22 protein-coding genes and 1 pseudogene are annotated in these 24,543 nt (G+C 67.3%); 13 read left to right on the top strand and 10 right to left on the bottom strand.

Annotated elements, in window-relative coordinates; genetic code table 11:
* The first annotated feature begins 33 nt into the window (after positions 1 to 33).
* The 3 genes from JZ792_RS00550 to JZ792_RS00540 all read left to right on the top strand — a co-directional run bounded on the left by JZ792_RS00550 (position 34) and on the right by JZ792_RS00540 (position 5,511).
* Positions 34 to 1,770: an L-aspartate oxidase gene (locus tag JZ792_RS00550; RefSeq protein ID WP_216905555.1), complete on the top strand. Its 1,737-nt coding sequence runs from the start codon at positions 34 to 36 to the stop codon at positions 1,768 to 1,770.
* A 142-nt stretch (positions 1,771 to 1,912) separates the two neighbouring features.
* Entirely contained in the window at positions 1,913 to 4,648 is a 2,736-nt protein-coding gene (locus JZ792_RS00545) for a helix-turn-helix transcriptional regulator (RefSeq protein ID WP_308165084.1), read from the top strand.
* Between the two features lie 131 nt (positions 4,649 to 4,779).
* Positions 4,780 to 5,511: an SDR family oxidoreductase gene (locus JZ792_RS00540; protein ID WP_216905552.1), complete on the top strand. Its 732-nt coding sequence runs from the start codon at positions 4,780 to 4,782 to the stop codon at positions 5,509 to 5,511.
* Between the two features lie 4 nt (positions 5,512 to 5,515).
* Here JZ792_RS00540 and JZ792_RS00535 read toward each other — a convergent pair whose 3' ends face one another.
* Positions 5,516 to 8,263 carry a helix-turn-helix transcriptional regulator gene (locus JZ792_RS00535; protein WP_216906097.1) on the bottom strand — a complete coding sequence of 916 codons (2,748 nt, stop codon included), beginning with the start codon at positions 8,261 to 8,263 and terminating at the stop codon, positions 5,516 to 5,518.
* Between the two features lie 346 nt (positions 8,264 to 8,609).
* Here JZ792_RS00535 and JZ792_RS00530 point away from each other — a divergent pair, with 346 nt between their 5' ends.
* The 4 genes from JZ792_RS00530 (at position 8,610) to JZ792_RS00515 (ending at position 12,294) form a co-directional block, all read left to right on the top strand.
* Positions 8,610 to 9,371, top strand: coding sequence for a sigma-70 family RNA polymerase sigma factor (locus JZ792_RS00530; RefSeq protein ID WP_216905550.1), 762 nt, complete (start codon positions 8,610 to 8,612; stop codon positions 9,369 to 9,371).
* 20 nt (positions 9,372 to 9,391) lie between these two features.
* Positions 9,392 to 10,336 (top strand): alpha/beta hydrolase, encoded by a 945-nt coding sequence (locus JZ792_RS00525; RefSeq protein WP_216905548.1) that lies wholly within the window; start codon positions 9,392 to 9,394, stop codon positions 10,334 to 10,336.
* 32 nt (positions 10,337 to 10,368) lie between these two features.
* On the top strand, positions 10,369 to 11,097 hold the full coding sequence (locus JZ792_RS00520; RefSeq protein ID WP_216905546.1) for an alpha/beta fold hydrolase: 729 nt from the start codon (positions 10,369 to 10,371) through the stop codon (positions 11,095 to 11,097).
* A 513-nt stretch (positions 11,098 to 11,610) separates the two neighbouring features.
* On the top strand, positions 11,611 to 12,294 hold the full coding sequence (locus JZ792_RS00515) for a SigB/SigF/SigG family RNA polymerase sigma factor (protein ID WP_308165083.1): 684 nt from the start codon (positions 11,611 to 11,613) through the stop codon (positions 12,292 to 12,294).
* A gap of 84 nt (positions 12,295 to 12,378) precedes the next feature.
* Here JZ792_RS00515 and JZ792_RS00510 read toward each other — a convergent pair whose 3' ends face one another.
* Complete coding sequence (locus JZ792_RS00510; RefSeq protein WP_216905542.1) at positions 12,379 to 13,290, bottom strand: hypothetical protein; 912 nt, start codon at positions 13,288 to 13,290, stop codon at positions 12,379 to 12,381.
* 127 nt (positions 13,291 to 13,417) lie between these two features.
* Positions 13,418 to 14,038 carry a hypothetical protein gene (locus JZ792_RS00505; RefSeq protein WP_216905540.1) on the bottom strand — a complete coding sequence of 207 codons (621 nt, stop codon included), beginning with the start codon at positions 14,036 to 14,038 and terminating at the stop codon, positions 13,418 to 13,420.
* Positions 14,039 to 14,215: 177 nt separating this feature from the next.
* On the opposite strand from JZ792_RS00505, the gene JZ792_RS00500 reads away from it, so the two are divergent.
* Complete coding sequence (locus tag JZ792_RS00500; RefSeq protein ID WP_216905538.1) at positions 14,216 to 14,731, top strand: DUF6630 family protein; 516 nt, start codon at positions 14,216 to 14,218, stop codon at positions 14,729 to 14,731.
* Between the two features lie 795 nt (positions 14,732 to 15,526).
* Entirely contained in the window at positions 15,527 to 16,282 is a 756-nt protein-coding gene (locus JZ792_RS00495) for a class I SAM-dependent methyltransferase (protein ID WP_216905536.1), read from the top strand.
* Positions 16,283 to 16,320: 38 nt separating this feature from the next.
* Here JZ792_RS00495 and JZ792_RS00490 read toward each other — a convergent pair whose 3' ends face one another.
* From JZ792_RS00490 to JZ792_RS00480, 3 genes and pseudogenes are all read right to left on the bottom strand, one after another.
* Positions 16,321 to 16,740: a nuclear transport factor 2 family protein gene (locus JZ792_RS00490; RefSeq protein ID WP_254189074.1), complete on the bottom strand. Its 420-nt coding sequence runs from the start codon at positions 16,738 to 16,740 to the stop codon at positions 16,321 to 16,323.
* 230 nt (positions 16,741 to 16,970) lie between these two features.
* Positions 16,971 to 17,096, bottom strand: a pseudogene (locus tag JZ792_RS41700) (TetR family transcriptional regulator); the annotation flags it as partial.
* Between the two features lie 124 nt (positions 17,097 to 17,220).
* Complete coding sequence (locus JZ792_RS00480) at positions 17,221 to 17,958, bottom strand: SDR family NAD(P)-dependent oxidoreductase (RefSeq protein ID WP_308165082.1); 738 nt, start codon at positions 17,956 to 17,958, stop codon at positions 17,221 to 17,223.
* A 589-nt stretch (positions 17,959 to 18,547) separates the two neighbouring features.
* Here JZ792_RS00480 and JZ792_RS00475 point away from each other — a divergent pair.
* Positions 18,548 to 19,075 carry a hypothetical protein gene (locus JZ792_RS00475; RefSeq protein ID WP_216905531.1) on the top strand — a complete coding sequence of 176 codons (528 nt, stop codon included), beginning with the start codon at positions 18,548 to 18,550 and terminating at the stop codon, positions 19,073 to 19,075.
* A 131-nt stretch (positions 19,076 to 19,206) separates the two neighbouring features.
* Positions 19,207 to 19,665, top strand: coding sequence for a GNAT family N-acetyltransferase (locus tag JZ792_RS00470; protein WP_216905529.1), 459 nt, complete (start codon positions 19,207 to 19,209; stop codon positions 19,663 to 19,665).
* A 248-nt stretch (positions 19,666 to 19,913) separates the two neighbouring features.
* Here JZ792_RS00470 and JZ792_RS00465 read toward each other — a convergent pair whose 3' ends face one another.
* The 3 genes from JZ792_RS00465 to JZ792_RS00455 form a co-directional block, all read right to left on the bottom strand.
* Positions 19,914 to 20,444 (bottom strand): TetR family transcriptional regulator, encoded by a 531-nt coding sequence (locus JZ792_RS00465; RefSeq protein ID WP_216905527.1) that lies wholly within the window; start codon positions 20,442 to 20,444, stop codon positions 19,914 to 19,916.
* Positions 20,441 to 21,424, bottom strand: coding sequence for an NADP-dependent oxidoreductase (locus JZ792_RS00460; RefSeq protein WP_254189072.1), 984 nt, complete (start codon positions 21,422 to 21,424; stop codon positions 20,441 to 20,443). Before JZ792_RS00460 ends, JZ792_RS00465 begins: the two co-directional genes overlap by 4 nt.
* 176 nt (positions 21,425 to 21,600) lie before the next feature.
* Positions 21,601 to 21,765 (bottom strand): hypothetical protein, encoded by a 165-nt coding sequence (locus JZ792_RS00455; protein WP_216905525.1) that lies wholly within the window; start codon positions 21,763 to 21,765, stop codon positions 21,601 to 21,603.
* 96 nt (positions 21,766 to 21,861) lie between these two features.
* On the opposite strand from JZ792_RS00455, the gene JZ792_RS00450 reads away from it, so the two are divergent.
* The gene (locus tag JZ792_RS00450) at positions 21,862 to 22,428 is read left to right on the top strand and encodes a TetR/AcrR family transcriptional regulator (protein WP_216905523.1); all 567 of its coding nucleotides are present in this window, start codon (positions 21,862 to 21,864) and stop codon (positions 22,426 to 22,428) included.
* A gap of 62 nt (positions 22,429 to 22,490) precedes the next feature.
* Positions 22,491 to 23,165 (top strand): Rossmann-fold NAD(P)-binding domain-containing protein, encoded by a 675-nt coding sequence (locus JZ792_RS00445; RefSeq protein ID WP_216905521.1) that lies wholly within the window; start codon positions 22,491 to 22,493, stop codon positions 23,163 to 23,165.
* 79 nt (positions 23,166 to 23,244) lie between these two features.
* Here the strand turns inward: JZ792_RS00445 and JZ792_RS00440 are convergent, their stop codons facing one another.
* Positions 23,245 to 24,543: an NtaA/DmoA family FMN-dependent monooxygenase gene (locus tag JZ792_RS00440; protein ID WP_216905519.1), complete on the bottom strand. Its 1,299-nt coding sequence runs from the start codon at positions 24,541 to 24,543 to the stop codon at positions 23,245 to 23,247.

The raw sequence follows: 24,543 nt of genomic DNA, 5'->3' as shown, positions 1-24,543 counted from the left end.
CGTATCCCACCCTCGTTCGAAGGAATGGAATCGATGCTCGACTACCCGGATGAACGTCGGATCACCACATCGGTCCTGGTGATCGGCACCGGCGGGGCCGGACTGCGGGCCGCGATCGAACTGGCCGAGCGCGGCGTCGACGTTCTCGTGCTCGGCAAACGCCCCAAGGCCGACGCCCACACCACGCTCGCGGCAGGTGGCATCAACGCCGCGCTGTCGACGATGGACCTCGAGGACAGCTGGCAACAGCACGCCGCGGATACGATCACCGAGAGTTACCTGCTCGCCCGTCCCGACACCGTGCGAATCGTCACCGAGAACGCCGCACGCGGCATCGATGACCTGGAGCGCTGGGGGATGCCGTTCGCACGCGAGGCCGATGGACGGATCTCGCAGCGGTTCTTCGGCGCGCACACCTACCGGCGCACCGCCTTCGCGGGCGACTACACCGGACTCGAGATCCAGCGGACGTTGGTGAACCGGGCCGCGCAACTCGGCATCCGAATCATCGACACCTGCTACGTGACTCGAATCCTGGTGCGCGACAACGCTGTATTCGGCGCCTACGGTTTCGACCTCGACAACGGCGGACGCTACACCTTCCGGGCCGACGCGGTAATCCTCGCCACGGGCGGGCACACCCGGATCTGGCGTCGCACCTCGTCGCGACGTGACGAGAACACCGGTGACTCGTTCCGGCTCGCGGTGCAGGCGGGCGGACGAATCCGGGACCCGGAACTGGTGCAGTTCCATCCCTCCGGGCTGATCGAGCCGGAGAACGCCGCGGGGACACTGGTGTCGGAGGCCGCGCGCGGGGAAGGCGGAATTCTCCGCAATGCCGACGGCGAACGGTTCATGACCCGCTACGACCCCGAGCGGATGGAACTGTCGACCCGCGACCGGGTCGCACTGGCCGCCTACACCGAGATCAAGGAAGGCCGTGGCACACCGAACGGTGGTGTATGGCTGGATATTTCGCATCTGCCGCGCGAGACGATCATGAGGCGGTTGCCGCGCGTCTACCAGACGATGCTGGAACTGCAGATGCTCGACATCACCCGGTCCCCGATCGAGATCGCGCCCACCGCCCACTATTCGATGGGTGGTGTCTGGGTGCGGGCACACGATCACGGGACGGGCGTGGACGGCCTCTACGCGATCGGCGAGGCGTCCAGCGGACTGCACGGCGCGAACCGGCTCGGCGGTAATTCACTGATCGAACTGTTCGTCTACGGCAGGATCGTCGGCGAGGCCGCCGCACAGTACTCCGAAACGCTGCTGACGCACCGCCGCTCCGAAGGCGCGCTCGCCGATGCCCGCCGCGAGGTCGACGAACTCCTGGCGGCGGACGGCAGGGAGAACGTCCGGGCACTACAGCGAACGCTGCGCAATACGATGACCGAACACGCCGGTGTGGTCCGCAGCGACACGGGGCTGCGAGCGGGACTGTCCGAACTCGACGAATTGGAGCAACGGATCACCGGCGTCGGCGTGCATCCCGATCCGGCGGGCTTCCAGGATCTGGCGCATGCCTTCGATCTGAAGTCATCGGTGCTCGCCGCCCGCGCGACCCTGGAGGCCGCGGTGGAACGGCGCGAAACACGCGGCTGCCACAACCGTTCGGACTACCCGGATCTCGATCCCGAACTGCGCGTGAACCTGGTCTGGTCGGGGCCGGGGAAAATCGAACGGGAAGCGATTCCCGAAGTACCCGCCGAGATAGCCCGCCTGATGCGCGACGTCTCGACCGTCGGGAAACTGGTCGAGTAGTCGTCCGGACCGGCGGACCCGGGGAAACGACGCGACCTGGACCGATAAGCCCCACCGAAACTGGAATGTTTCAAAGTCGGGGTAATCTCCGTGATTGCTGGAATCGACCAGCACAGATCGATCACGGTGAAGGCGGGCCAGGGTGGCGGTTCCAGGGAATCCCCGATTGGTGGGGCGCCGGTCGGAGTGCGCCGTCCTCGATCAGATGATCGCGGCCGTCCGTACCGGTGAGAGTCGCGTGCTCGTGGTGCACGGTGCGCCGGGAGTCGGTAAATCCGCGCTGCTGCGATACCTGGAGAGTTCGGCGACGGGAGTGCGAGGGCTGCACGCGGTCGGGGCCGAATCCGAGATGGAGCTCGCGTTCGCCACCCTGCACCAGTTGTGCCTGCCGCTGCTCGATCGGCTCGAACAGCTCCCCGCGCCCCAGCGTGACGCGCTGGAGACGGTGTTCGGGATGCGGGCGGGTACCCCGCCGGAGCGCTTCCTCGTCGGACTGGCGGTACTGAGTCTGCTCTCGGACGCCTCCGAGGGTGGGCCCCTGCTGTGCGTCGTCGACGACGCGCAGTGGATGGACCAGGCCTCGGCGCAGGTGCTGGCCTTCGTGGCGCGTCGTCTGCTCGCGGAGTCGGTGGCGCTCGTGTTCGCCGCCCGAGGGCGGAGTCGCGATCTGCTCGGTCTACCGGAGCTGGAGGTCGCCGGTCTCGACAAGTCCGATGCGTACACGCTGCTCGATTCGGCCACTCCGAGCAGGCTCGATCACCACATCCGCGATCGGATCGTGGCCGAGGCCGGGGGTAACCCGCTGGCACTTCTGGAACTGCCCCGGGAACGCAGTGTCACCCAGTTGGCCGGCGGATTCGGCCTGTTGCACACCGATACGCTGCCCAACCGGCTCGAACAGAGCTTCCTGGCCCGGATCGAAGGGCTACCCGAACACAGTAGGCTGCTCCTGCTCATCGCGGCCGCCGAACCGGTCGGCGATCCCGCCCTCGTCTGGTGTGCCGCCGAGAAACTCGGCGTCACACCGGCGACGGCCCTCGACGACGCGACCGACGGGCTGTTGTCCTTCGACGTGCGGGTCACCTTCCGGCATCCGCTCGTGCGGTCGGCGGTGTACCGGTCCGCCGCGGACCACGACCGTCGCGCGGTGCATCTGGCGCTGGCCGAGGTCACCGACCCACTGGCCGACCCGGACCGCCGTGCCTGGCATCTGGCATCCGCGACCGCCGACCCCGACGAGTCGGTCGCCGCGGAACTCGCACGATCTGCCGACCGCGCGCAGGCCCGCGGAGGCCTGGCCGCCGCCGCAGCCTTCCTACAGCGATCCGTCGCACTGACCATCGATATCCCGCTGCGGGCCGAGCGCGCCGTCGCAGCGGCGGACGCCAGCGTCCGGGCGGGCGACCTCGACGCCGCACGCCGATACGTCGACCTCGCCGAACTCGACGCGCGAAGCGAACTACTCAGCGCCCGAACCCAATTGGTGCGCGGTCGCATCGCGCACGCGGCGGGCTTCAATCACGAAGCGCCGCCGATGTTGCTCGCGGCGGCACGGCGGCTGGAACCCTTCGACATGGAACTCGCGCGCGAGACCTATCTGCTCGCCTGGGGCGCGGCAGCCTGGGGCGCCGCCGACAACGCGAGCCTCACGGCGATTTCCGAGGCGATCACCGAACTCGCACCGAGGGAGGGGATTGCGCGTCCCATCGACCTGGTGCTCGCGGGTTGCGCCCTGCTCGTCACCGAAGGCAGGGGCACCGCGATCACGGCATTGCGCGACGCGATGGCCGCGCTGGTCGACCTGCCCGTGCCCGACCTCTTGAAATGGGGATGGGCCGCCTGCGGCCTGAGCCCCGCCGTCTGGGGCGAACAGGTCATGCTCGAGACCTACGCCAGAGCCGCCGAGGTGGTGCGGACCGCGGGCATCCTGACCGAACTCCCGATCTATCTCGCCTCGTTGGGGGCGGCGACCTCGTTGATCGGAGACTTCACCGCCGCCGCCGGAATCGTCGCCGAATCAGAGGGGATCGCGGCCGCCACGGGCATCCCTCTCGCCCCGTACACGACACTCATCCTGACGGCGATGCAGGGCAAGGAAGCCGAGGCGTCGGTGCTGATCGCCGCCACCATCGAACAGACCGGTGCGGACGGCCAGCTGACCGGTGTCACCACCGCGCACTGGGCGGCGGCGGTCCTCTACAACGGCCTGGCCCGCTACGAGGAAGCGCTGACCGCGGCCGAGGCCAGTACCCGGATCGCCCAGCTGATCGTCTCGGTGTGGGTGCTGCCCGAACTCATCGAAGCGGCGGTGCGGACCGGAGACGACGACGTCGCCCGCGGTGCGCTCGAACGTCTGGTCGCCGAAGCCGAAGCCGCCGATACGGACTGGGCGCAGGGGATTCTGGCTCGTTGCCGGGCGCTGTTGGCCGACGAGCAGACCGCGGACACGCTGTATCGCGACGCTGTCGAGCGGTTGGGTCGGACACTGTTGCGGCCGGAACTGGCGCGCGCCCATCTGCTCTACGGCGAATGGCTGCGGCGGCAATCCCGACGCGTGGACGCGCGGCATCAACTGCGCACCGCCTACGACATGTTCGTCTCGATCGGTATGACGGCCTTCGGCGAACGCGCGCGCCGGGAACTGCTCGCCTGTGGCGAAAAGGTCGACAGGCGCGCCGTCGAAGTGTCGGGTGACGAGTTGACGCCGCAGGAACGGCAGATCGCCGTGCTCGTCGGAGAAGGCCTGTCCAATCCGGAGGTGGGCGCGCGACTGTTCCTCAGTCCGCGCACGGTCGAATGGCATCTGCGCAAGATCTTCACGAAGTTGTCGATCTCTTCCCGTCGTCAACTCCGAGGCGCTGTGTCGCACGACAGGTGAGGTCGGGTCGGATCCCTGGTCTGCATGGACCAGGGACTTTCCCGGGGGCGACCGGAGGGCCGAACGCGCGAGGCTGAACGCGTCGGTCCGACGTGCCGAACGCGTCAGCGACCCAGGGAATCGAGGCAGATATGTCAGAGCAGCCGTTGCAGGGGGCCGTCGCGCTCGTCACCGGTGCCACCGGTGGTATCGGCCGGGCGACCGCGCGGCGCCTGGTCCGCGCGGGCGCGGCGGTGGCGTTGGTCGCGCGCGGCGGCGATCGGTTGGACGAAATCGCGGCCGATCTCCGCGCCCTGGGCGGTCACGCCGTCGCGGTGGCGGCCGATATCACCGACCCCGCGCTCGCCTACCAGGCGGTCGAGGACACCCATGAACGGCTGGGGCGCTTGGACGTGCTGGTCAACAGCGACAGTGTCATGGTGCTCGACACCGCACTGCACACTCCGATCGAGGAATGGGACCGGATGATCTCGCTCAATGTGTCGGCCATGCTGCATGTCACCCACGCCGCCGTTCCGTACCTGATCGACGCGGCCGCGACCTCACCCCGTGGGGTGGCCGATCTGGTGAACGTGGGCTCACCCGCCGGGCGGATCGCCCGGCGGGCCGGAAGCGTCTACAGCCTGACCGAGTTCGGCCGCGCCGGGTTCACCGAATCGCTTCGCCAGGAATTGCTGCCCGAACGCGTGCGGGTCAGTATGGTCGCGCCCGGGGTGGCGGACGAGTCCGCGCACCGGCAGCCCGGTCGTCCGGAAGCGCTGCGGCCGGAGGACATCGCGGACACGATCGCCTACATCGTGACCCGTGAACGGCGCGTCGCCGTCAACGAGATAGTGCTGCGAGCGGGCGGGCAGAACTGGTAGCGGCTCAGGTGTCCAGCGCGCCGCGCAGCTCTTTGCGCGAGGTGACGTCGAGTTTGGCGAAGACTTTGCGCAGATGCCATTCGACCGTGCGGGGACTGATGAAAAGCTCGGCGCCGATCTCGGTATTGGTCGATCCCGCGGCGGCCAGACGGGCGATCTGGGCTTCCTGCGCGGTGAGGATCTCACGGTCCTCGTCCGCGCGTCGACGCACCGATTCGCCGGTGGCCAGCAGTTCGCGCCTGGCGCGCTCGGCGAAAGCCACGGCGCCGAAACCGTGCAGCATGTCGTAGGCGGTGCGCAATTGCGCGCGCGCGTCCACGCGCCGGTTCTCGCGACGCAACCACTCGCCGTATACCAGGTGGGCACGCGCGAGGTGCACCGCGATCCGGGTGCGTCCGAGTCGCTCGATGGCCTCGCGGTACAGCGGTTCGGCCTCCTGGCCTGTGCTGAGCAGGGCTCTGGATCGTGCCAGTACGCCGAGGGCCCAGTCCGTGCCGCTGGCTTCGGTGCGTATCTCCAACTGCCGCAGGGCGGCCTCGGCGGCCTCGCGGGCGTCGGCTCGGGCTCCCGCCTCCACCAATTCGAGCAGGGCAGGACCGATCACACCCAGATCATCGTGCTCACACGCCCGTTGAGCGCTGCTCAGGGCGGCCCGGTACCGGCCGAGCCCGTTGTAGAGCACCGCGACCGCCCAGTGGCCGCCACCGATCGAGCGGCCGTCACCCCAGGTGGTCGCCCATCTGACGCCGCCCTCGATCACCTCCGCGGCCTCGGCATCCTCGCCACGCCAGGCGAGCAGGTGCAACGAGGCATATCCGATGGGCGCGTTGCCGGTCGCCGCCGTGATCGCGTCCGACTCCTCGACCAGCGCCGCGGCCAGATCGAATTCTCCGGCGTGCAGGTGCACCACGGCGCGATAGGCGAGAGCCAGCGGTAGGAAGTTGAGCGCCCCGGTCTCGCGTGTCGTCCGGACCACGCCCGTGGCCAGGTCGTGCCAGGTCTGGCCGTCCCACATATCGGCGGAAGCGGGCCACGCCAGCCAAAGCCAGCGCATGATGTCGTCCGCGTTTCCGCCCGCGTCCTCTCGAAACGCCAGGAGAGCCTGCTTCAACACCGCACCGCCCTCGGCCCCACCCTCGACGAACCTCGCCACCAGGCCGTCGAGCAGCACGTCGGCCAGCCGCGGTCGGCGCGGCCCCGGCGGTGCGGCACGCGCTGCCTCGGCGACCATCCGCACTCCGCCGCGCCCGTTGAGTCGGCCTGCGAATATCGCTGACCCGAGTGCCTCCAGATACGCCTCCCGCGCCTGTTCCGCATCGTGAAGTTCCAGTCGGCGGGCCGCGTCGAGCATCGCGGGCAGCGCCTCACCACCGCGCCTGCGCGCGAAGGCGATCTGGGCACGCAGCCGGGCCAGCCGTCCCCGCTGGAGGTCGTCCAGCGGACCCATCTCCGCCGCGGCGAGAAGTTCGAGCGCCGTATCGGGGGCGCCCGCCTCGAACGCGGCCCGCGCCGCCGACACCGCTCTGGCTCCGCGGCGGCGCGGATCAGGTGTCAGTCCGGTCGCCCGTCTCAAGAACGCGGCCGCCGCCGCCATTCCGCCTCGGGCCTGCGCCCGCTCGGCCGACAGTTCCAACTCGGCCGCCACCGTCTCGTCCGGCGCGACCGCCGCGTTGGCGCGATGCCAGGCTCGGCGATCGGGGTCGGATACGGGATCGGTCACCTCGGCCAGCGCACGATGCGCATTCCTGCGCTCACCGGGGTCTGCCGCGCGATAGGCCGCCGACCGCACCAGCGGATGACGGAATCGGACCCGTGCGCCGAACTCGATCAGCCCCGCCCCCTCGGCCACCGCCATGGCGTCCGCGCCGATATCGAGTTTCTCGGCGACCTTCCGCAACAACGACAAATCCCCCACCGGTTCGGCTGCCGCCGCGAGCAACAGCCGCTGTGTCGCGCGCGGAAGCGCTTCGATACGCCGCAGGAAACTCTGCTCGATCTGGCTTGCCACCGGCCGGGCGTCCGGACGCCCGAACCCTCCCGCCAGCTCCGCCGCCGTCAACCCGCGCGGCAACTCGAGCAGCGCGAGCGGATTACCGCGGGCCTCGGAAACGATCCGATCCACGACGCGCTCGTCGAGCCGCCCGTGGATCGCCGATTCCAGGAGCGCCCGCGCGTCGCCGTCGCGCAACCCGTGAACCGCGAGTTCGGGCAACCCGGCCAACGGGTCCTCACCCTCGGGGGTGGGGGTCCGCACCGCGAATACCAGCGCCACCCGCTCCGCGAGCAGTCTGCGAGCCACGAAGGCCAGCGTCTGCGCGGACACCTGGTCGAGCCACTGGGCGTCATCGATCACACAGACCACCGGCTGTTCTTCGGCTACCTCGGCCAGCAGGCTGAGCACCGCCAACCCCACCAGAAAACGGTCCGGCACACTGCCGGTGCTCAGACCGAAAGCGACGGCCAACGCATCACGCTGCGGGCCGGGAAGACGATCGAGATATTCGGTCATCGGCGCGCACAACTGGTGCAACCCGGCGAAGGCCAATTCCATCTGGGACTCGACACCACCGGCCCGCGCGATCCGATAACCCGCCGCGCCGCGTACCAGGTGCTCGAGCAACGCGGATTTGCCGATCCCCGCCTCGCCACGCAGCACCAGTACCTGACTCCGCCCGGAGCTGACGTCCGCCAGTAGCCGATCCAGTGGCTCACACTCACTACGCCTGCCACGCAGCGAATCGCTGCTCGACATCAACCACACCACCGCCGAATCCACAACGTCCCACCTCAGGCGGTAGGGCCAGCTCATGATGTCACTCGCTCGAGCGTGGTCCGGACAGCTACCCCGGTGGCGTCCACCACAGCGGACCTCCCACCGAACCTCACCGCGGCCGAGCCGATCGGTGTGCGTCCACACGGGGGTCCCCGGGGTGACGGGCGCAGTGGACACGTGTCCCTGGTCGGGTCCACCCGGGATTGCCAAGGGCGCGACCGACAACCGTGTCGCGCGACGGTGATTGTGCGGCTCGCCGGGGCCGTCAATCGATCACCGATCCAGTTTCGGCGGTCGAGGCCACCACGGATAAAGGACGGCCTCCATGCACTCGACGACCACCACCGATGTCATCTCCGAGCCGGGCTCCGCACCCGGTCCGGTAGGGCGGGAAACGGCCGCCTACGTGGCGGAATTCCAGGATGTCCGTCCGCGCCTGTTCGGGATCGCGTATCGGATGCTCGGCCGGGCGACCGACGCCGAGGACGTCGTCCAGGACGTCTGGCTCCGCTGGCAGGGCACGGACCGAGCGATGGTCCGCGACAACATCGCCTACCTCGTGACGATCACGACCCGGGTCACGCTCAATGCCGCGGGCTCGGCCAGCGCGCGCCGCGAGGTTCCGGTGGACAGCTGGCTACCCGGGCAGGTGGCCACCACCGAGGACCCGTCGTCGGCGCTCGAGCGGTCGGTCGACCTCGAACACGCGGTCGCGCTACTGCTGCAACGGTTGACTCCCACCGAACGGGCCGTCTTCGTACTCCGCGAGGCGTTCGACTATCCGTTTCGCGATATCGCCGACAGGCTCGGGATCAGTGAAGCCAACGCACGCCAACTCGCACGGCGCGCCCGCACCCACCTCGCCGCGCCACGCGACGAACCGGTCCAACGCGCGGCCCGTGACAGGTTACTGAGAGCTTTCGTCGACGCCACTCGCAACGGACCCGTCGCGCGGCTCGAAGGGCTGCTCGCCGAGGACGTCACAGCCCATTCCACCCGCGGTCGACAGCGAGAAAGCAGCCCGGGCACCGGTATTCGCGCCCTTCCGTCACGAAATCCGCGAGCCGCTCGGTCCTTGGTGTTGTGACCGCACAGAAAGGCAGCCAGATGAAAAAGCCCATCCTCGAACCGCAGGCGCAGACATTCGCCGAAGCCGCCGCCAATCCTCCGTTGCTCTACGAACTCGGCCCCGAAGCGGCCCGCAAGGTGCTCGACGACATCCAGGCCGCGCCCATCGATGAACTTCCCGTTCGAGACCAGTGGATCACCGTCCCCGCCGAGGTCGGCGATGTCCGGGTTCGCATCGTCCGCCCCGTCGACGCCCGGGCCCAGCTGCCGACCGTCCTCTACCTCCACGGCGGCGGCTGGATCCTCGGCGACGCGGGCACCCACGATCGGCTCGTTCGTGAACTGGCCGTCGGCGCGGACGCGGCGGTCGTCTTCGTCGAGTACGACCGCTCACCCGAAGCCCGCTACCCGGTGGCGCTCGAGCAGGCCTACGCCACCGCGCGCTGGATCACCGAACACGGTGCGGGCGAAGACCTCGATGCCGACCGGCTCGCGGTGGTCGGAGACTCGGCGGGCGGCAATCTCGCCGCGGCCCTGACACTCCTCGCCACCCAGCGCGGTGACGTGCGGTTCGTGCACCAGTCGCTGTACTACCCGGTCACCGACGCGGGCCAGGACACCGGAAGCTATCGCGAATTCGCCGACGGACCGCACCTCACCGCCAAAGCCATGGCGTGGTTCTGGGATGCCTACCTGCCCGACGAGGACAGGCGGAGCGAGATCACCGCCTCACCGCTGCGAGCGACCGCTCGAGACTTGGCCGGGGTGCCCGAAACCTTCCTGATCGTGGCCGAGAACGACGTCCTGCGCGACGAGGGAGAAGCCTACGGCCGCAACCTCATCGCGGCGGGCGTGCGCACCACGAGCGCCCGCTACAACGGCACCATCCACGACTTCATGATGCTCGACCCCCTGCGCCCGACGGCCGCGTCGACCGCCGCGATCGAACACGCCGTCCGCGTCCTGCGCGCCGCACTCCACTGACATATCACACCGAATGACGAGAAGAGAAGCACATGACCGAGCAGAAACCCACCGTCGTCCTCGTCCACGGCGCCTTCGCGGAATCCGCGAGCTGGTCCGGCGTCATCGAAGGACTGCGCGAACGTTCCATCGACGTCGTCGCGGTCGCCAACCCGCTGCGCAGCCTGCCCGGCGACGCCGCCTACCTGCGTGACATCCTCGCCGGAATCGAGGCACCCGTCATCCTCGTCGGGCACTCCTACGGCGGCATGGTGATCACCGAAGCGGCCGCGGGCAGTGACAAGGTGGCCGCCCTCGTCTACGTCTGCGCGTTCGCCCCCGAACACGGGGAGTCCGCACTCGAGTTGTCGAACAAGTTCCCCGGCGGCACCCTCGGCGCAGCGTTGTCCGCCTACCCCCTCACCGAGGGAGGCACCGAATTCGCCATCCGGCCCGACGCTTTCCATCACCAGTTCGCCGCCGACGTGCCCGAGACGCGAGCCGCCGTGATGTGCGCGACCCAGCGCCCGGTCACCGAGATCGCGCTCACCGCGGGACTGTCGACCGAAACCCCTGCCTGGCAGTCGATCCCGTCGTGGTTCGTCTTCGGTGCGGCCGACCTCAACATCCCCGTCGCACTGCACCGCTTCATGGCCGATCGCGCGAGTGCCAAAGGAACCGTCGAGATTCCCGGCGCGTCCCACGCCCTGAGCGTCTCCCGGCCCGACGCGGTGACGAGTTCGATTCTCGACGCCGCACAGACCACAGGTTCCTCGCGGTAGTCGAATTCGACAGGCACAGCCCGGATTAACCGTCGCGGGCGTCGGCCGAACAGCCGACGTCCGCGACGTGACACCGGCTCCTGGCGCCGCCTTCGTCCGGCCGCGGCAACGCGGTCGAGATCGCCGCCTCCGAACCCGAAGTTCTCACCCCTCACCCCGACGCGTCACGTCCCGCGTCTTCGCCGAACAAGGTTGGTTCGCCCGCGCGAACCCGATTCACAGGGAGTCCACAATGCGGAAATCGCCAGCGGTGAACCGGTCCAGACGATCTCGATCCAGCCCACGCTTCCTCGAAAGCACACACGAATCAGCCAGCGGGCTGATCGGCGGCGGTGCCGGGGCGGTGCTCCGATGAGTTCGGCCCTCGACCTTCGCCCGCCACGAACGCGTACCTCCACGCCCGTCGTCACGAACGGAGCGCACGGGCACCGCGGCCGCGACAGCTACGACCACATCGAACCGCTCCTCACAGAACTGGCAGGCCTCGCACCGTCCGATCGACGTCGAAACAACTTGCGGAACACAGCGATCCGACGATGCCTGCCGCTGGCGGACAATATCGCCCGCCGATTCACCGGCCGCGGCGAGAGCCTCGACGACCTGCGACAAGTCGCGCGTCTCGGACTCGTCCACGCGGTCGACCGCTTCGACCACACGCACGGCGCGCCGTTCCTGGCCTTCGCCATACCGACGATCATGGGCGAAGTCAGACGCCATTTCCGCGATCACACCTGGGCGGTGCGAGTTCCACGGCGCGTCAAGGAGATCCACCAGCAACTCGGGCCGACCACCGAGGCCCTGACCCACCGGTTCGGTCGACCACCGAAAGCACGCGAGATCGCCGAGGAACTCGGCGTCGACACGACCGAGGTCACCCAAGCCATGATCGCCCACAACGCGTATCGGACAGCGCCGATCGAGCCGATCACCGACGACGAAAACCCCGGTGTGCCCGAGGCGCTACTCGCGGTGCTCGGCGCCGACGAGCCCGAATACGGTGTCGTGGAGGACTACCTCTCGGTGCGGCCGCTGATCGCGGCCCTGCCCGAACAAGACCGACGTGCCCTGGTGCTGCGGTTCTTCGAATTCCGAACCCAGCGTCAGATCGCCGCACAACTCGGCGTCTCACAGATGCAGGTCTCACGGATCCTGTCCAGAACCCTCGATACGTTGCGCGAGCGAGCATTACACGATTGACCGGGCACCACGCCGTTCCCCCTCGCGGTATCGGAAAGGCGACTCGACCTTTCACCTACTGCGCGCGGCGGAAAGATCCGGAGGTCATCCGAGGTCGGCGAGCACGGTGCGGGCATCACGGGTGTCGGCGATGAAGGCGCCGAGTTCGCCATGGGTGCGGGCGACCGTCGCGATTCGGGCGAGCGCGGCGGTGTTGTCGGCCCACAGCCACCAGTAGGTGGCGCCGACGATCCAGATCGCGGCATCGTCGTCGATGAATTGTTCGAGGGCCGAGTCGTCGTACGGCCGGACGTCGTGTTCGGAGAACTCGGCGACGAGGGCCGCGCGAGCGTCGTCGGTGAGCGGGCCGTGGGCACGCAGCCACAGGCCGGATTTGAACAGCTGGAGCGGCGCCTTCACCTCGGAGCGTGCGAGGTCGGCATTCGGGCCCCAGAACGAGCTCGGGGCCCAGTCGTGGAAGACGTACCCGTCGGCGAACAGGGTGAACAACCAGGCGGAGAACGGGCGCGGCGTGTCCCACCCGGTCGAGGCGAAATGTTCGTGGACCGGAGGGTCGTCGCTGCCGTCGAGCTCGACGAAAGCGCGACCGTCGCGGGTCTCGTTGGTGAACAGCAGACGCAACGGGCCACGCATAGGGCCCGGAGGAAGCTCTGTGATCGATTCTGTATCGACATCATCGGTGGCAGCGGGGTCGGTACACACGCCCGGTTCGAGAAACGTGGCGAGCGAGGTGACGTCGGCGGCCCAGTAGTCGGCGAGGAGATCGGGCAGGCCGACGATCCAATAATCATCGGTCACCTCGCCGACCGCGGGACTTCCGCCGCCTTCGTTCCACACGGTGCGCGGGAAACCGTCCTGGCCGAGCGGGATCTCGCCCACGATCGAGAAGAACTCCGCGAGGCTGCGCGGTAGTGCGGCGGCGGCATCGCGCAGCGGTGCCGGACGCTCGGGCTCCATCAGGAGCAGAAACAGCGTGTCTTGCAACGGTGACGGCACAACCCATGAGAGTACGGGCCTACCAGCTCGCCGCCTCGAGTCCTCGCGTTCTCTCCTGCGGCCGCGTGCACTCGCACGTCACCCGAGTAGCGCGACCGTGGATTGCGATCGGTGCTGGAAAGAGTTGTCAGTGCCCGTGGTTCGAGAGTTCTTCCAGCCAGGGATGGCCCGGGTGCACTCGCGACAGCCACCCGGATAGTCGGGACCGGCGTGCTCCGTCCAGTACGGGGAGCGCCCGGAGAAAGTCCGACTCGTCCTTGGCGCGCCGAGATTTGGCCTTGAACAACAGCACGACCTCGGGGATGACGTACGGGATGCCCTCTGCGGTGCGCAGAATCAGCTCGTCGTAGGGCACGGTGATCGAAGCGTCGCGGCGGCACACCCACCGATCGCCCCGGTGCGGCTCCCGGAACACGTCGAGGCGATAGAGCCCGGTCGCCGGTTCACGCAGCCATGTCTGATGCTGGTTGTCGGCTTGCTCGGGAAACGGCCAGACGTGCCCGTCACCGACGACACCCCACTCGTAGCCCGGCAACGCCTCCACGATCTCGGCGAATCGTGCACGCGGAACACCTATTTCGAGATCGGAGTGCTCACGTCCGAGGCCTCCCACGAACAGATCCAGCGTCCACCCGGCTGCCACATACCAGCACGGCGGCGCGTCCGAGAGCCGCTCGGCGGCTTCGGCGGGACTCCATGCTTGCCAGAGTCGGTCGCATTCGTCATCCGACAGCGGGCGCCCGACCATTCAGGCGACCTCCTTTCGTCACAGCGGACATAGTCACTCGTGACGCGGTCCGATTCTCGAGGTGGATGCCGACGATCCACCCTTCTGGAATATCACGCTGTCCGAAAGCGGGGCCCCGTCCAGCCATTGGCGGTCGGTCGGGTGCTAGCTGTCGGTGCGAACCAATAGATTTCCCGTATGCCCGACACACAGCAGATCCCACAGGCCCTGGCCGAAATCGTCGCACTCATAGCACCCGACTCTGAGCCGATTCTGCGACGAATGGCCGACGCGATCGCCGCGGTCGAACTCGCGGACCGGGCTCCGACCGGGGCGTTGCTGGATGCCCTCTACCCCGATGGCGGCGACCTCAACGAAGCGGGCATCGTCTACTGCGATTGGCGCTCCGATCCGGCCGAAATCCGCAGCTACCTGATCGAACTGCCCGGATGCCCCGCGTCGTTGAACTGGGACTGGGTGGATGATTTCGATGAGGACGACTGGAATCCCGAGGAGATCGAGAGCTTTCTGTGGCCGCTCGCCGCACGGTGCCGCGACCTCGCCACCGCACTGATCATCCTCGACACCGGATCGGACGGCTACGGCCTCGGGTTCGTCAGGGCCGATCACATCGACCGGATCGTAGAACTGGCACGGACCGCGCACTGTGATCTGCGTGTGGTGTATCCGCAGGTTCCGACCTATCTGACCTGAATCGACCGATCCGGCCGTCGTCGTATCAACCGATCTCGTGTCCCCTCCATCCCACGCTGCCATCCGAATACGACTCCACCGCAAACATTTTCCGCCGAGCATCGCGACCTTGCCCGTTCCGCGTCGACTCCAGCCGGTCCGTCGAATTCGACCCGTCCACGCCCGCGGCATTCACGACTCCTTCGGTCGATCTGCGCAGATAGGGCAGCCGCGCCAACAGATTCAGGTCGAGGTACAGCGGATTCACCACCCGAGCGATTCCGCCGTGGAAGTCGGGTCGGCTGGATGTACACCTCTTCCGGATTTTCCATAGCACGAGTGGCCCAGCATGATTCGAATCACTACGAATTCCGCGAGAACGTACCCACTGCCGTCAACGGAGCCACGCTATTCCCGACCTGGGGTTCCAATCCGACCATGGCCAGCATGTGCTGACCGTCCGAGCTTCGGTAGCTGCGCACCACCCTTCATCAGCGGGCTATCGAATCGAAAACAGGGCCCTACGCCCGTTGGTCGCGCGCCATGACGGCATCCCCGAACGGATATTCCGACGGTTGTTCGACGCCCGACGGCCACACGGGCAAGTCGGATTCGGGCGGCGAGGAGCACCCCCGACACTGCCGAACCGATCACCACCACGCCGGTTCACGCAGGTGCCTTCCGGAAGCGCCTTTTACCAGGGGATTTCACGCATCGAGGTCGAGTTCACCTCGCTCGCCGAGGATGCGGCGACACCACCCGACCACCGAACGATAGCGGGGACATCAGCAGGTTCGCCGTGTCACGATGGGCCGCATGACTCCGGATCCAGAAGAGCGTGCACGCCCCGCTGATTCGGCCCGAGCCGGCGGCTACGACAGTTTCGCGCAGGGCTACTCGGCCGAGAACGAGACCAGCCTCTTCAACGCCTACTACGAGCGGCCCGCGATGCTCGAGCTCGCCGGGGACGTGACCGGACGCCGGATCCTGGACGCCGGATGCGGCTCGGGTCCGCTGTTCGCCACGCTCCGCGATCGGGGCGCCGTCGTCACCGGGATCGACGCGAGTGCCGGAATGCTGGAGCAGGCACGCCTACGCCTCGGCGCAGACGCGGACCTGCGCGTCGCCGATCTGGCCGACCCGCTGCCTTTCCCCGACAACGCGTTCGATGACGTCGTCGCATCCTTGGTTCTGCACTACTTGCGGGACTGGGGACCGACACTGACCGAGTTGCGGCGCGTGCTGGTCCCCGGCGGCCGACTGCTCGCCTCGGTCGAGCATCCCTTCGCCAACTTCCTCGGGCAGCACCTGGCCGGGAACCAGACCAACTATTTCCAGACCCGAAACCGGACGGAGGAGTGGACCATGGGCGGGCAGACCGCCCGACTGAGCTTCTGGGACCGGCCGTTGCACGCGATGACCGAGGCCTTCGCCACCGCCGGGTTCCGCATCGATGTCATCAGCGAACCACCGGCCCTGCCCGCCGCCCGCGATCTGTTCCCCGGCATATTCGACGAAAGCACCGGCACGAGATTCCTCTGTTTCCTGTTCTTCGTCCTCCATGCCGACTGACCATTGCGGTTCCACCGAATTCCAGCGGAAACGGGTGTTCAGTTTCGTCGGAGCGAGCGTCGAACCACCCCGGGGTGGCGGGCCAGTTTTGGTCCCAAAACCGCTGCCAACAAGGTCGAACCCAGCCAAGGCCGGATGTGTGGGGTCAGTCGCCGAATACGTCCGTCGACGTCCAACTCGATCAACATCGCGTCCCCGATACGCACACCTATCACGCGAGCCTCGGCCACGGCGACTGCCGTGCCCGCGCCGCCGACCCGGTGACGCCAGGTCAGGCCGGACAGGGTGGGCAACAAGGCGGCGAACAAGACGCGCAGATCGTCGTGACCGCGAAAGACCGCACGTCCGACCAGAGGTGAGACCAACTCCGCATCCACCGCGAGAGTCGCGATCACGGCGTCGATATCGCCCGCCTCGGTTGCGGCACAGAATCGAGCGATCACGTCGACGTCGTCCAACTCGGTCTCCCCTGCTTGCGCGTTTACTACACAGCGTAGTCCAGCCCGGCAACTCGACCGGAATTTCCGTGCGGGGGTGGCCCCCAGTGCATATCGTGCCGGGCAACAACAGATCGAATAATGCCTCGCCTGCCCTCGATGGAAATATCGCCTCATCACAGACTTGCACGGAATCCCAACATGTCTCGGCTGGGGTACTTCACAACGGTCCGCGCTCGCGCCGAATTCAACCGCTGGACAGCGCCTTTGGTGTAGCCGACCGCATATGCGATGTCGTCGAGAGTTGCCAGAGTGAAACCCTTTTCGGCGAACACCTCTCGCACGGCACTACGGGCCCTCGAGACGCCGGTCGGCATCAGGACGGTGAATCGACCGCTGACGGCCTCCGGTCTGCCCGCGAGAAGCGTGCGGGTCCCACCAACCACAACCAGGCGGCTACCGCTCAGGTATTACGCGCGCTGCGTCGACGGTGCGAGTCCATCATGCGAGGTACCGTCCGCCGTTGACGCTGAGCGTCTGTCCGGTGACGAATCCGGCCTGTTCGGACGCCAAATACGCTACCGCGTAGGCGATATCGTCGGGCTGACCGGTTCGCTTCATCGGGACGAGCGCGGCGACTTCGTCCGGGTCGAGGCCGTCGCGTAGCAGTGGGGTGTCGATCGAGCTGGGCGGGACGTGATTCACGGTGATGCCGGTCTCCGCGTATTCGATCGCCAGCGCTTTGGTCAGTCCGATGAGACCGCCCTTCGACGCGGCATAGTGCGCGATCAGCGGTCCCCCACTCTGCGCGGACGAGGACGAGATATTGATGATCCGACCCCAACCGGCGGCGAGCATATCGGGCACCACCGCCTTGGTGACCAGGAACGGACCCTTGAGGTTCACTCGGATCATTCTGTCCCAGGCGTCGTCGGTGATATCCACGAAAGGCACGTATTCGCTGACAGCGGCATTGTTGACGAGAATCGAGATCGGGCCGAGTTCGGAACGCGTGCGTTTCACGGAATCGGCTACCTCGGCCGAATCCGCGACGTCACCGATAACGGCCACCGCCGTACCGCCTGCTTCGCGAATCGACGCGACGGTCTCTTCCGCGTCGGCGACGGTCCGGTCCCACACCGCGACCGCGGCGCCGCGCGCGGCGAGCACCGTGGCGATGGCGCGGCCGATTCCGCGACCACCACCGGTCACCACTGCGTTTCTGATCTCGGTATTCACCGGTATTCCTTCCCACGTCAACGGAAATTGTTCTTGATCTTCTTACACCGGCCTCTCGTGCACCGGTGGAAGCCGCGCGTTCGATCCCCGTGATCTTCGGCGTCGGCGAGATGGATCCGGGTGCGGCGCGGATCGATGTCGATGCGCCCCGAGGTGAATCATGCTGCGCGTGGATCCGCGCGACGCGGCCACATGCGCCTTGCCGGCCGACCTGGAATGTCGACGTCCGGCGACTGGCTGGTACCGGCACTGTGGCGATCGCATCGTCAGCCTGTCCGCCGGTATAGCGGAATAGCTGACGGGAGGTGACGTCCGCCAGGGCAATTCACCCGACCGGAGTCCGACTCCAGGTTCGGTCGCGTGGCGCGGTTCGGATGAATCAGCCCATGCCGATCGTGATAATGGCCGGAATCGGCCATGACACGGCGAGCACTCGCGAACAACACTTCTCGCCGTGACCGCCGCAGCACTTCGCCGACACTGTCGCGCGGTCTTGTTTGCGGACCACACCCCGTCCCGAATGAGTTCGCGTGTGCGAACGAGAGCCGAAGGGTCGGTCGACAGCGACCGGCTCGGTGAGGAAGACAGCGTGAAGATCAAAAGCCTGCTCCTGCTGGTCGCGTGCCTGGCCGCCGCCGCGTGCGGAACCGACAGTCATGCGGCGGACAGACCCACCGCCACCACGACCGCGGCATCCTCGGGTAAGGATTGCCCGTATCGGGCCGCGAGCGGGTTCTGCTTCTCGCCGCCTGCGGGCACGACCGCCACCGAATCCGACAGCAAGGTCGTCTTCGCGCGCGGGGGCGAACCGAAAGCGGCCCAGGACCTCGTGGTGCGCACCGAGATGTTCCCGACGTCACCGGAATTCGTGTCGAGTCGTCGCGAATTCGCGCGTGGCGGTACCGGCGCGCCCGACATCGTCGTACTCGAGGATGTCGATATCGCGGGCGGAAAGGGTTTCTACGTGGCGACGCAGTCGTCGTCGAATGTGTTGGTGACCGCGATGGTTGCCGATGGCGACAGGTTCCATCAGTGCACGGTGAATGTGTACACCAGCGACAAGGACGCGCTCGCGAACGAGATCCAGGCCTGCAAGTCACTGAAGTCGGCGCGTTGAGCACCGACGGGTTCCGCGACGAGCACGACAGCCATCGCTGCGGGAGTACGCGCCGACAGTATCGGCGGCCTCGGCCTCGAGTTCGGGTGAAATCGGTTGTCGGATCCGGGCCGAGCGAATGTACTGCGGGTATGACGAATTCATCTGCGACGGTGCGAGCTGCCACCTCGCTCGATCTGGTAGCGGTGACGGCTCTGGCCGACGCGTTCTATACCGGGGACGGTGTCGCCATCGACGAACAGGAGTTGGGTGACAACGTGGCGACGTTGCTCGCCTGGCCCTCGGCGCGTGTCGCCGTGGTGGATTCGGGGACCGGGTTGCTCGGCTATGCGGTCACCACTACCGGCTTCGGCCTGGAGAACGGGCACATCGCCGTGCTCGACGATCTGTTCGTGACACCGACGGCACGCAGGCGTGGGCTGGCGGGTCGGCTCATCGAGGACAGCGCCGGATGGGCGGCCCAGCGAGGGTGCGCGTCGCTGGAGTTGGTCGTAGCGCCCGACGGCCGCGATGTCGGGCATCTGTTCAGCTACTACCTCGCGCGCGGTTTCCACGACGACGGTCGTCGCCTCCTCAGCCGACAACTCTGACCCGCACCGGTCGGCTCGGCGAGAAGATCGCCGTAGATGCTCGACGGCTGGAACACCGCGTCACGGCACACCGAAAGAAGTCGACCGACGCCGAGTCGGCCGACAGGTTACCGTGGGCCACGGCAACCGCCTCGCACGATGCTTCGAGTCGCCGGTGACCCCGGCATTCTGGAGACCGCACACCCCCTGCTGAGCCGCCCTGCGGTGCAACCGATCCCGGTCCGGTCCCGTGGCCGATGATCCGGTCATCAGGCACCGAGGGCGCGCAGCGCGGCCGCACGGATCTCGTCGCGGACCTCGACGTCGAGCAGGCCCTCGTTCTCCTGGAGCGCGGACACCACGGTTTGGGCGACGGCGAAGGCCGCTCGGGCGCGCACACGATCGGCGGGAGTCGGTGCGGGGCCAGCGAGCAGTTCGATGATCTGGCGACACGCGGCGTCGGCGTCGTGTTGCGGAATGAGGTCCGCCACCGACGGGTCGGTCGCGAAAGCGATGAAGAGAGCGCCTGTTTCGGCCGCGCCCTCGATGTAGTCGGTGAGGATCTGCGCCGGACCAAATCGCTGTTCCCGGGCGCGCTCGATCAGCCGGGTCACGGCGTGCGACGGCGATTCCAGAAGTTCGGCGGCGATACTGTCCTTGGTCTTGAAGTGGTAGAACACCGCCGCCTTGCTGGCCCCGACCGCCGCGGCGATATCGGCGATCGAGGTCGCGGCATAGCCCCTGCGGAGGAACAATTCCCGGGCGGCGGTCAGGATCTCGTCACGGCGTCGAGCGGTCACCGCCCGCCCGCCACCATCTCCAGAACGATCTTGCCTCGGACATGCCCGCGTTCCCCGCGTTCGTGCGCGCCACGTGCATCCTCGAACGGAAAGACGCTGTCGATGGCGACGACGAGCCTGCCGTCGTCGAACAGTTCGTTCAGCTCACGCAGATCGGCGCCGCTGGACCGCACCTGCGCGCCGACTCGCTCGATACCGCGCCGCGAAAGCTCTTCGGGCGGATAGAACCCCAGCGTGATGGGCACCAAACGGCCGCCGTCGGCAATGACCGACAGCCAACGTCCGGCATCGACCCCGCCGACACAATCGAACACCACATCTACGGTGCCCACGGCGCCGATCGGGTCCCCGACGGTGTAGTCCACGAAAGTCTCGACGCCCAACTCCCGCAGGAACTCCTTGTGCCGACCCGAAGCGACCGCGACGACCTCTGCGCCTCGCAGCCGAGCCAGTTGCACGGCGAAATGTCCCACCCCACCGGCCGCACCGACGACCAGCACCCGCTCTCCCGACGCGACCGCACCGTATCGGTGGATCTGCTGCCACGCCGTCAGCGCGGCCATCGGCACCGCCGCCGCCTCGATATGGTTGAGCCGCTTCGGTTTCGACGCGAGATCGGCGACCGGAACGTTCACGTACTCGGCATGTGTGCGGCCGTAGCCCCGACCGTCGAACGGCGGGAACCGCACCAGACCGTAGACCTGATCACCCACCGCCATATCGGTAACCTCCGCGCCCACGGCGACGACCTCGCCCGCGACGTCCGCGCCGGGCACCGAGGGCCGCGCGATCGAGGGCCGGTACTGCGCGGGCAGATCCGCGAACCCGCTGCGCCCGCGCAGATCCGCGGGATTCACCCCGGCGGCGTGCACCCTGACCAATACCTCGCCGGTTCCCGGAGTCGGTCGGTCGATCTCCTCCACCCGCAACACCTCGGGACCACCCGAGGTGAAGACCATTACCGCGCGCATCGTGGACATGCCGAACCACCCTCTCGATCCACCGTCCTGACCGATCGGTCAGGGAATGCCTCACCACTATGAAGGCAGAGCTGACCGATCGTCAAGGAGACCCGGGTTCGAGCACTTCCCGGAATTGCCGGGAGGGTGCCTGCTGGTGAACCAGCGACGTTTTTCGCGCCCGTTCCCGGGCAATGTCAGGGCTCGAAGGTGACCGCAGTGAGTCGTGCACTGTCGGCCCACAGTCGCGCGCCCAGCCCGGCATCGTCCGCGCCTTTCGGGAGTTTCGCGGGCTTGGGGGTGCCGGAGGTCTGGTCACGTCCGGCCGGACCGATGAACTCACCGGGTGTCCAATGCGCCATGCGGGCCACGCCTCCGTTGTTGAATGAATGTTCATCAACAGCCTGCGCCGGCTCATCGGCTTTCTCAAATGAACGTTCATTAACTAAGCTGACGGTGTGCGCACCAGGAACCCCGAAGCGAAACGGCAACTGCTGTTCGACGCCGCGCTGGCCGAGTTCGCCGAATTCGGTTTGGCCGGAGCACGTATCGATCGGCTGGCCAAGCGCGCGGGATTCAGTGCGGGACTGGTGTATTCGTTCCACAAGGGCAAAGACGAACTCTTCGACGCGGTCTTCGACATGATCGTGGAGATGACGATGGCGACCGTGCCGCTGGACGCGGACCGACTGCCGGAGTACGCCGGTCAGCTCTACGACGCCGGGCTGGCTCATCCCGAGGTCGTACGGTTCCTGATGTGGTATCACCTGCTGCGTGGCGAGTCCGCTCAACGCGCGGCGGTGGCCGAGTCGATGCGCGCGAAGGTCGAGGCGATCGAAGCGGCTCAGCGACGCGGGACGGTGACCACCGCCCAACCTGCCGCGCATATCCTCGCCCTGGTGCTGACGGTCGCGAACATGTGGCACCAACCGGCCGAAGATGTCGTGCGATTGGTGCCCGAACATCAACGCCGCACCGTCGTGCTGAACGCGGTCGCCACTCTGATCGCGCCTGCCGATGCCTGACATGACACGCGGCCCGAACCTCGCCGCACAACCTGGGCAGATCCCCACACCATGGAGGCACGATGTCTGACCGGAAAGTGATCCTCTTCGGCGCGACCGGCATGATCGGCCGAGGGGTCCTCAACGAGTGCCTCGCGGACGAGCGAGTAGGGCAGGTCCTCGCCGTCGGGCGCAGCACGCTGGGCATCGAGCACGAAAAACTGCGCGAACTGGTCCAGCCCGATCCCGCCGATCTCTCGGCGATCGCCGACGACCTGCCGGAGTTCGATGCCTGCTTCTTCTGCCTCGGCGTCTCGGCCGTCGGCATGAAAGAAGAGGACTACCGCCGGATCACCTACGACCTGACCATGAGAATCGGTCGCACGCTGGCAGCTGCGAACCCGGAACTGACCTTCATCTACGTCTCCGGGCACGGCACCGACAGCACCGAGAAGGGCCGCTCGATGTGGGCGCGCGTCAAGGGGAAGACCGAAAATGATCTGCTCGCACTTCCCCTCCGCGCGTACATGTTCCGTCCCGGATTCGTCTACCCGACCGACGGCGCGGTCTCCAGAACGCGACTGTACCGCGTCGGGTACGCGATCACCGGACCATTCGTCCCGCTGCTCAGGCGGGTGGCACCGAACATGATCAACAACAATCGTGAAATCGGTCGCGCCATGATCGCCGTCGCGGTCTCCGGGGCGGACAGTCACGTCCTCGGTCCTCGCGAGATCACCGCTCGAGCCACGCCCTGATCCGAACCGTCGAGGAGTGGGCAGGTGATCTCACCTGCCCTTCCTCGCACTGATCGCCTACCTCACGAAATGTGGTGGTTCAGAAACGTTCTCGCAGTGGACGGTCGGCGGGAGCGCCGCGATAGATGCCGCGGTCGATGAGGCGGGGCACGACCTCGTCGATGAATTCCCGAATGGCCGCCGAGCCCGCCGAGAACATCAGGTTGAAGCCCCCGACGTTGCCGTCCTCGTGCCAGGCCGCGAAGTCGTCGACGAGGCCGTCGTAGGTGCCGACGAACTTGCGGTGCGTCGCACCGCCGCGCCCGACCGCCTGTGCCACGACCTCGCGCACGGTCACGCCCGGACGCTCCTCGATCCAGTTGTAGAGTCCCACGTAGTTGCCGAACGTGCTCTTGATCGTCGCCTCGACATCCTCGGGGCGCGGCAGCAGATGCGTGGGGAACGGTTCGGCGAGGTCGCCGAGCGGAACTTCGATACCGAACTGTCCCAACGCGAAAGGCGCGAGGGGTTCCCAATCGACGTAGCTGTCCAGTTCCCGCAACTTCTCCTCCGCCTCCTTCGTCGTCCGGCCGAGATAGGGAATGAGACCGGGAATCGGCGGAACGGAGCCGGGCGCTCGCCCCTCTTCGACCAGCGCCTTGTCCAACGTCTCACGGTAGATCGCGGCGCTCGCGCGGGTGGAGGAGTTCGTGAACACCATATCGGCGTGTTTGGCGGCGACCCGGATACCCGATCCCGACCCACCGGCCTGTGCGATCAGCGGCCTGCCCTGCCGACTGGGCGCGATGTTGAGCGGTCCGCTGACCTGAAACAGGGTGCCCCGGTGATCGATCGGTTCGGCGTAGAAACGGGTGCGGCCGTCGGGATCACGGCGCACCGATCTGTTGTCCCACAACCCACGGAGCACCTGTAGGAACTCGTCGGCGCGGTGATAGCGCGCCTCGCGGTCCAAATGATTTTCCAAGCTGTAGTTCAACGCGAACCGGTCGATCACCGAGGTGACCGCGTTGTATCCGGCGCGGCCGTCGGACGCCTGGTCCAGCGAGGCCAGCAACCGCGCCAGGTTGTAGGGGTCGTAGAACGTCGTCGACGCCGTCGCGATCAGGCCGACATGCTTGGTGTGCTGTGAGATCGCGGTCAGCGCGGTGATCGGCTCCGCCGGTCCGCCGTCGAACGCCGGGGAACCCTGCATGCCAGGGATGTCACCGACGAACAACGCGGTGAACAGGCCCTCGTCGCCGAACCTGCCGTACTCGAGCAGGCGCTCGAACGTGCCACGCTCGGCAATCCCCTGGGCCCGCTCGTATTTGTGGGCGCCCTGATGCAAGTTGAGATCGTTGGCTACCAGGTTCAAATGCAGATAACGTCGCTCTGCCAT

It is taken from the genome of Nocardia noduli (assembly GCF_019038455.1).
Classification (GTDB): Bacteria; Actinomycetota; Actinomycetes; order Mycobacteriales; family Mycobacteriaceae; genus Nocardia; species Nocardia noduli.
The sequence above is the reverse complement of the archived record's forward strand: the minus strand, read 5'-3'. Positions and strand labels throughout refer to the sequence as shown.

Excerpts from the sequence above, each read along its gene's own strand:
- JZ792_RS00550 (WP_216905555.1), top strand. The coding sequence starts at position 34 with ATGCTCGACTACCCGGATGAACGTCGGATCACCACATCGGTCCTGGTG.
- JZ792_RS00540 (WP_216905552.1), top strand. The coding sequence starts at position 4,780 with ATGTCAGAGCAGCCGTTGCAGGGGGCCGTCGCGCTCGTCACCGGTGCC.
- JZ792_RS00535 (WP_216906097.1), bottom strand. The coding sequence starts at position 8,263 with ATGTCGAGCAGCGATTCGCTGCGTGGCAGGCGTAGTGAGTGTGAGCCA.
- JZ792_RS00530 (WP_216905550.1), top strand. The coding sequence starts at position 8,610 with ATGCACTCGACGACCACCACCGATGTCATCTCCGAGCCGGGCTCCGCA.
- JZ792_RS00525 (WP_216905548.1), top strand. The coding sequence starts at position 9,392 with ATGAAAAAGCCCATCCTCGAACCGCAGGCGCAGACATTCGCCGAAGCC.
- JZ792_RS00520 (WP_216905546.1), top strand. The coding sequence starts at position 10,369 with ATGACCGAGCAGAAACCCACCGTCGTCCTCGTCCACGGCGCCTTCGCG.
- JZ792_RS00505 (WP_216905540.1), bottom strand. The coding sequence starts at position 14,038 with ATGGTCGGGCGCCCGCTGTCGGATGACGAATGCGACCGACTCTGGCAA.
- JZ792_RS00500 (WP_216905538.1), top strand. The coding sequence starts at position 14,216 with ATGCCCGACACACAGCAGATCCCACAGGCCCTGGCCGAAATCGTCGCA.
- JZ792_RS00495 (WP_216905536.1), top strand. The coding sequence starts at position 15,527 with ATGACTCCGGATCCAGAAGAGCGTGCACGCCCCGCTGATTCGGCCCGA.
- JZ792_RS00470 (WP_216905529.1), top strand. The coding sequence starts at position 19,207 with ATGACGAATTCATCTGCGACGGTGCGAGCTGCCACCTCGCTCGATCTG.
- JZ792_RS00460 (WP_254189072.1), bottom strand. The coding sequence starts at position 21,424 with ATGTCCACGATGCGCGCGGTAATGGTCTTCACCTCGGGTGGTCCCGAG.
- JZ792_RS00455 (WP_216905525.1), bottom strand. The coding sequence starts at position 21,765 with ATGGCGCATTGGACACCCGGTGAGTTCATCGGTCCGGCCGGACGTGAC.
- JZ792_RS00445 (WP_216905521.1), top strand. The coding sequence starts at position 22,491 with ATGTCTGACCGGAAAGTGATCCTCTTCGGCGCGACCGGCATGATCGGC.
- JZ792_RS00440 (WP_216905519.1), bottom strand. The coding sequence starts at position 24,543 with ATGGCAGAGCGACGTTATCTGCATTTGAACCTGGTAGCCAACGATCTC.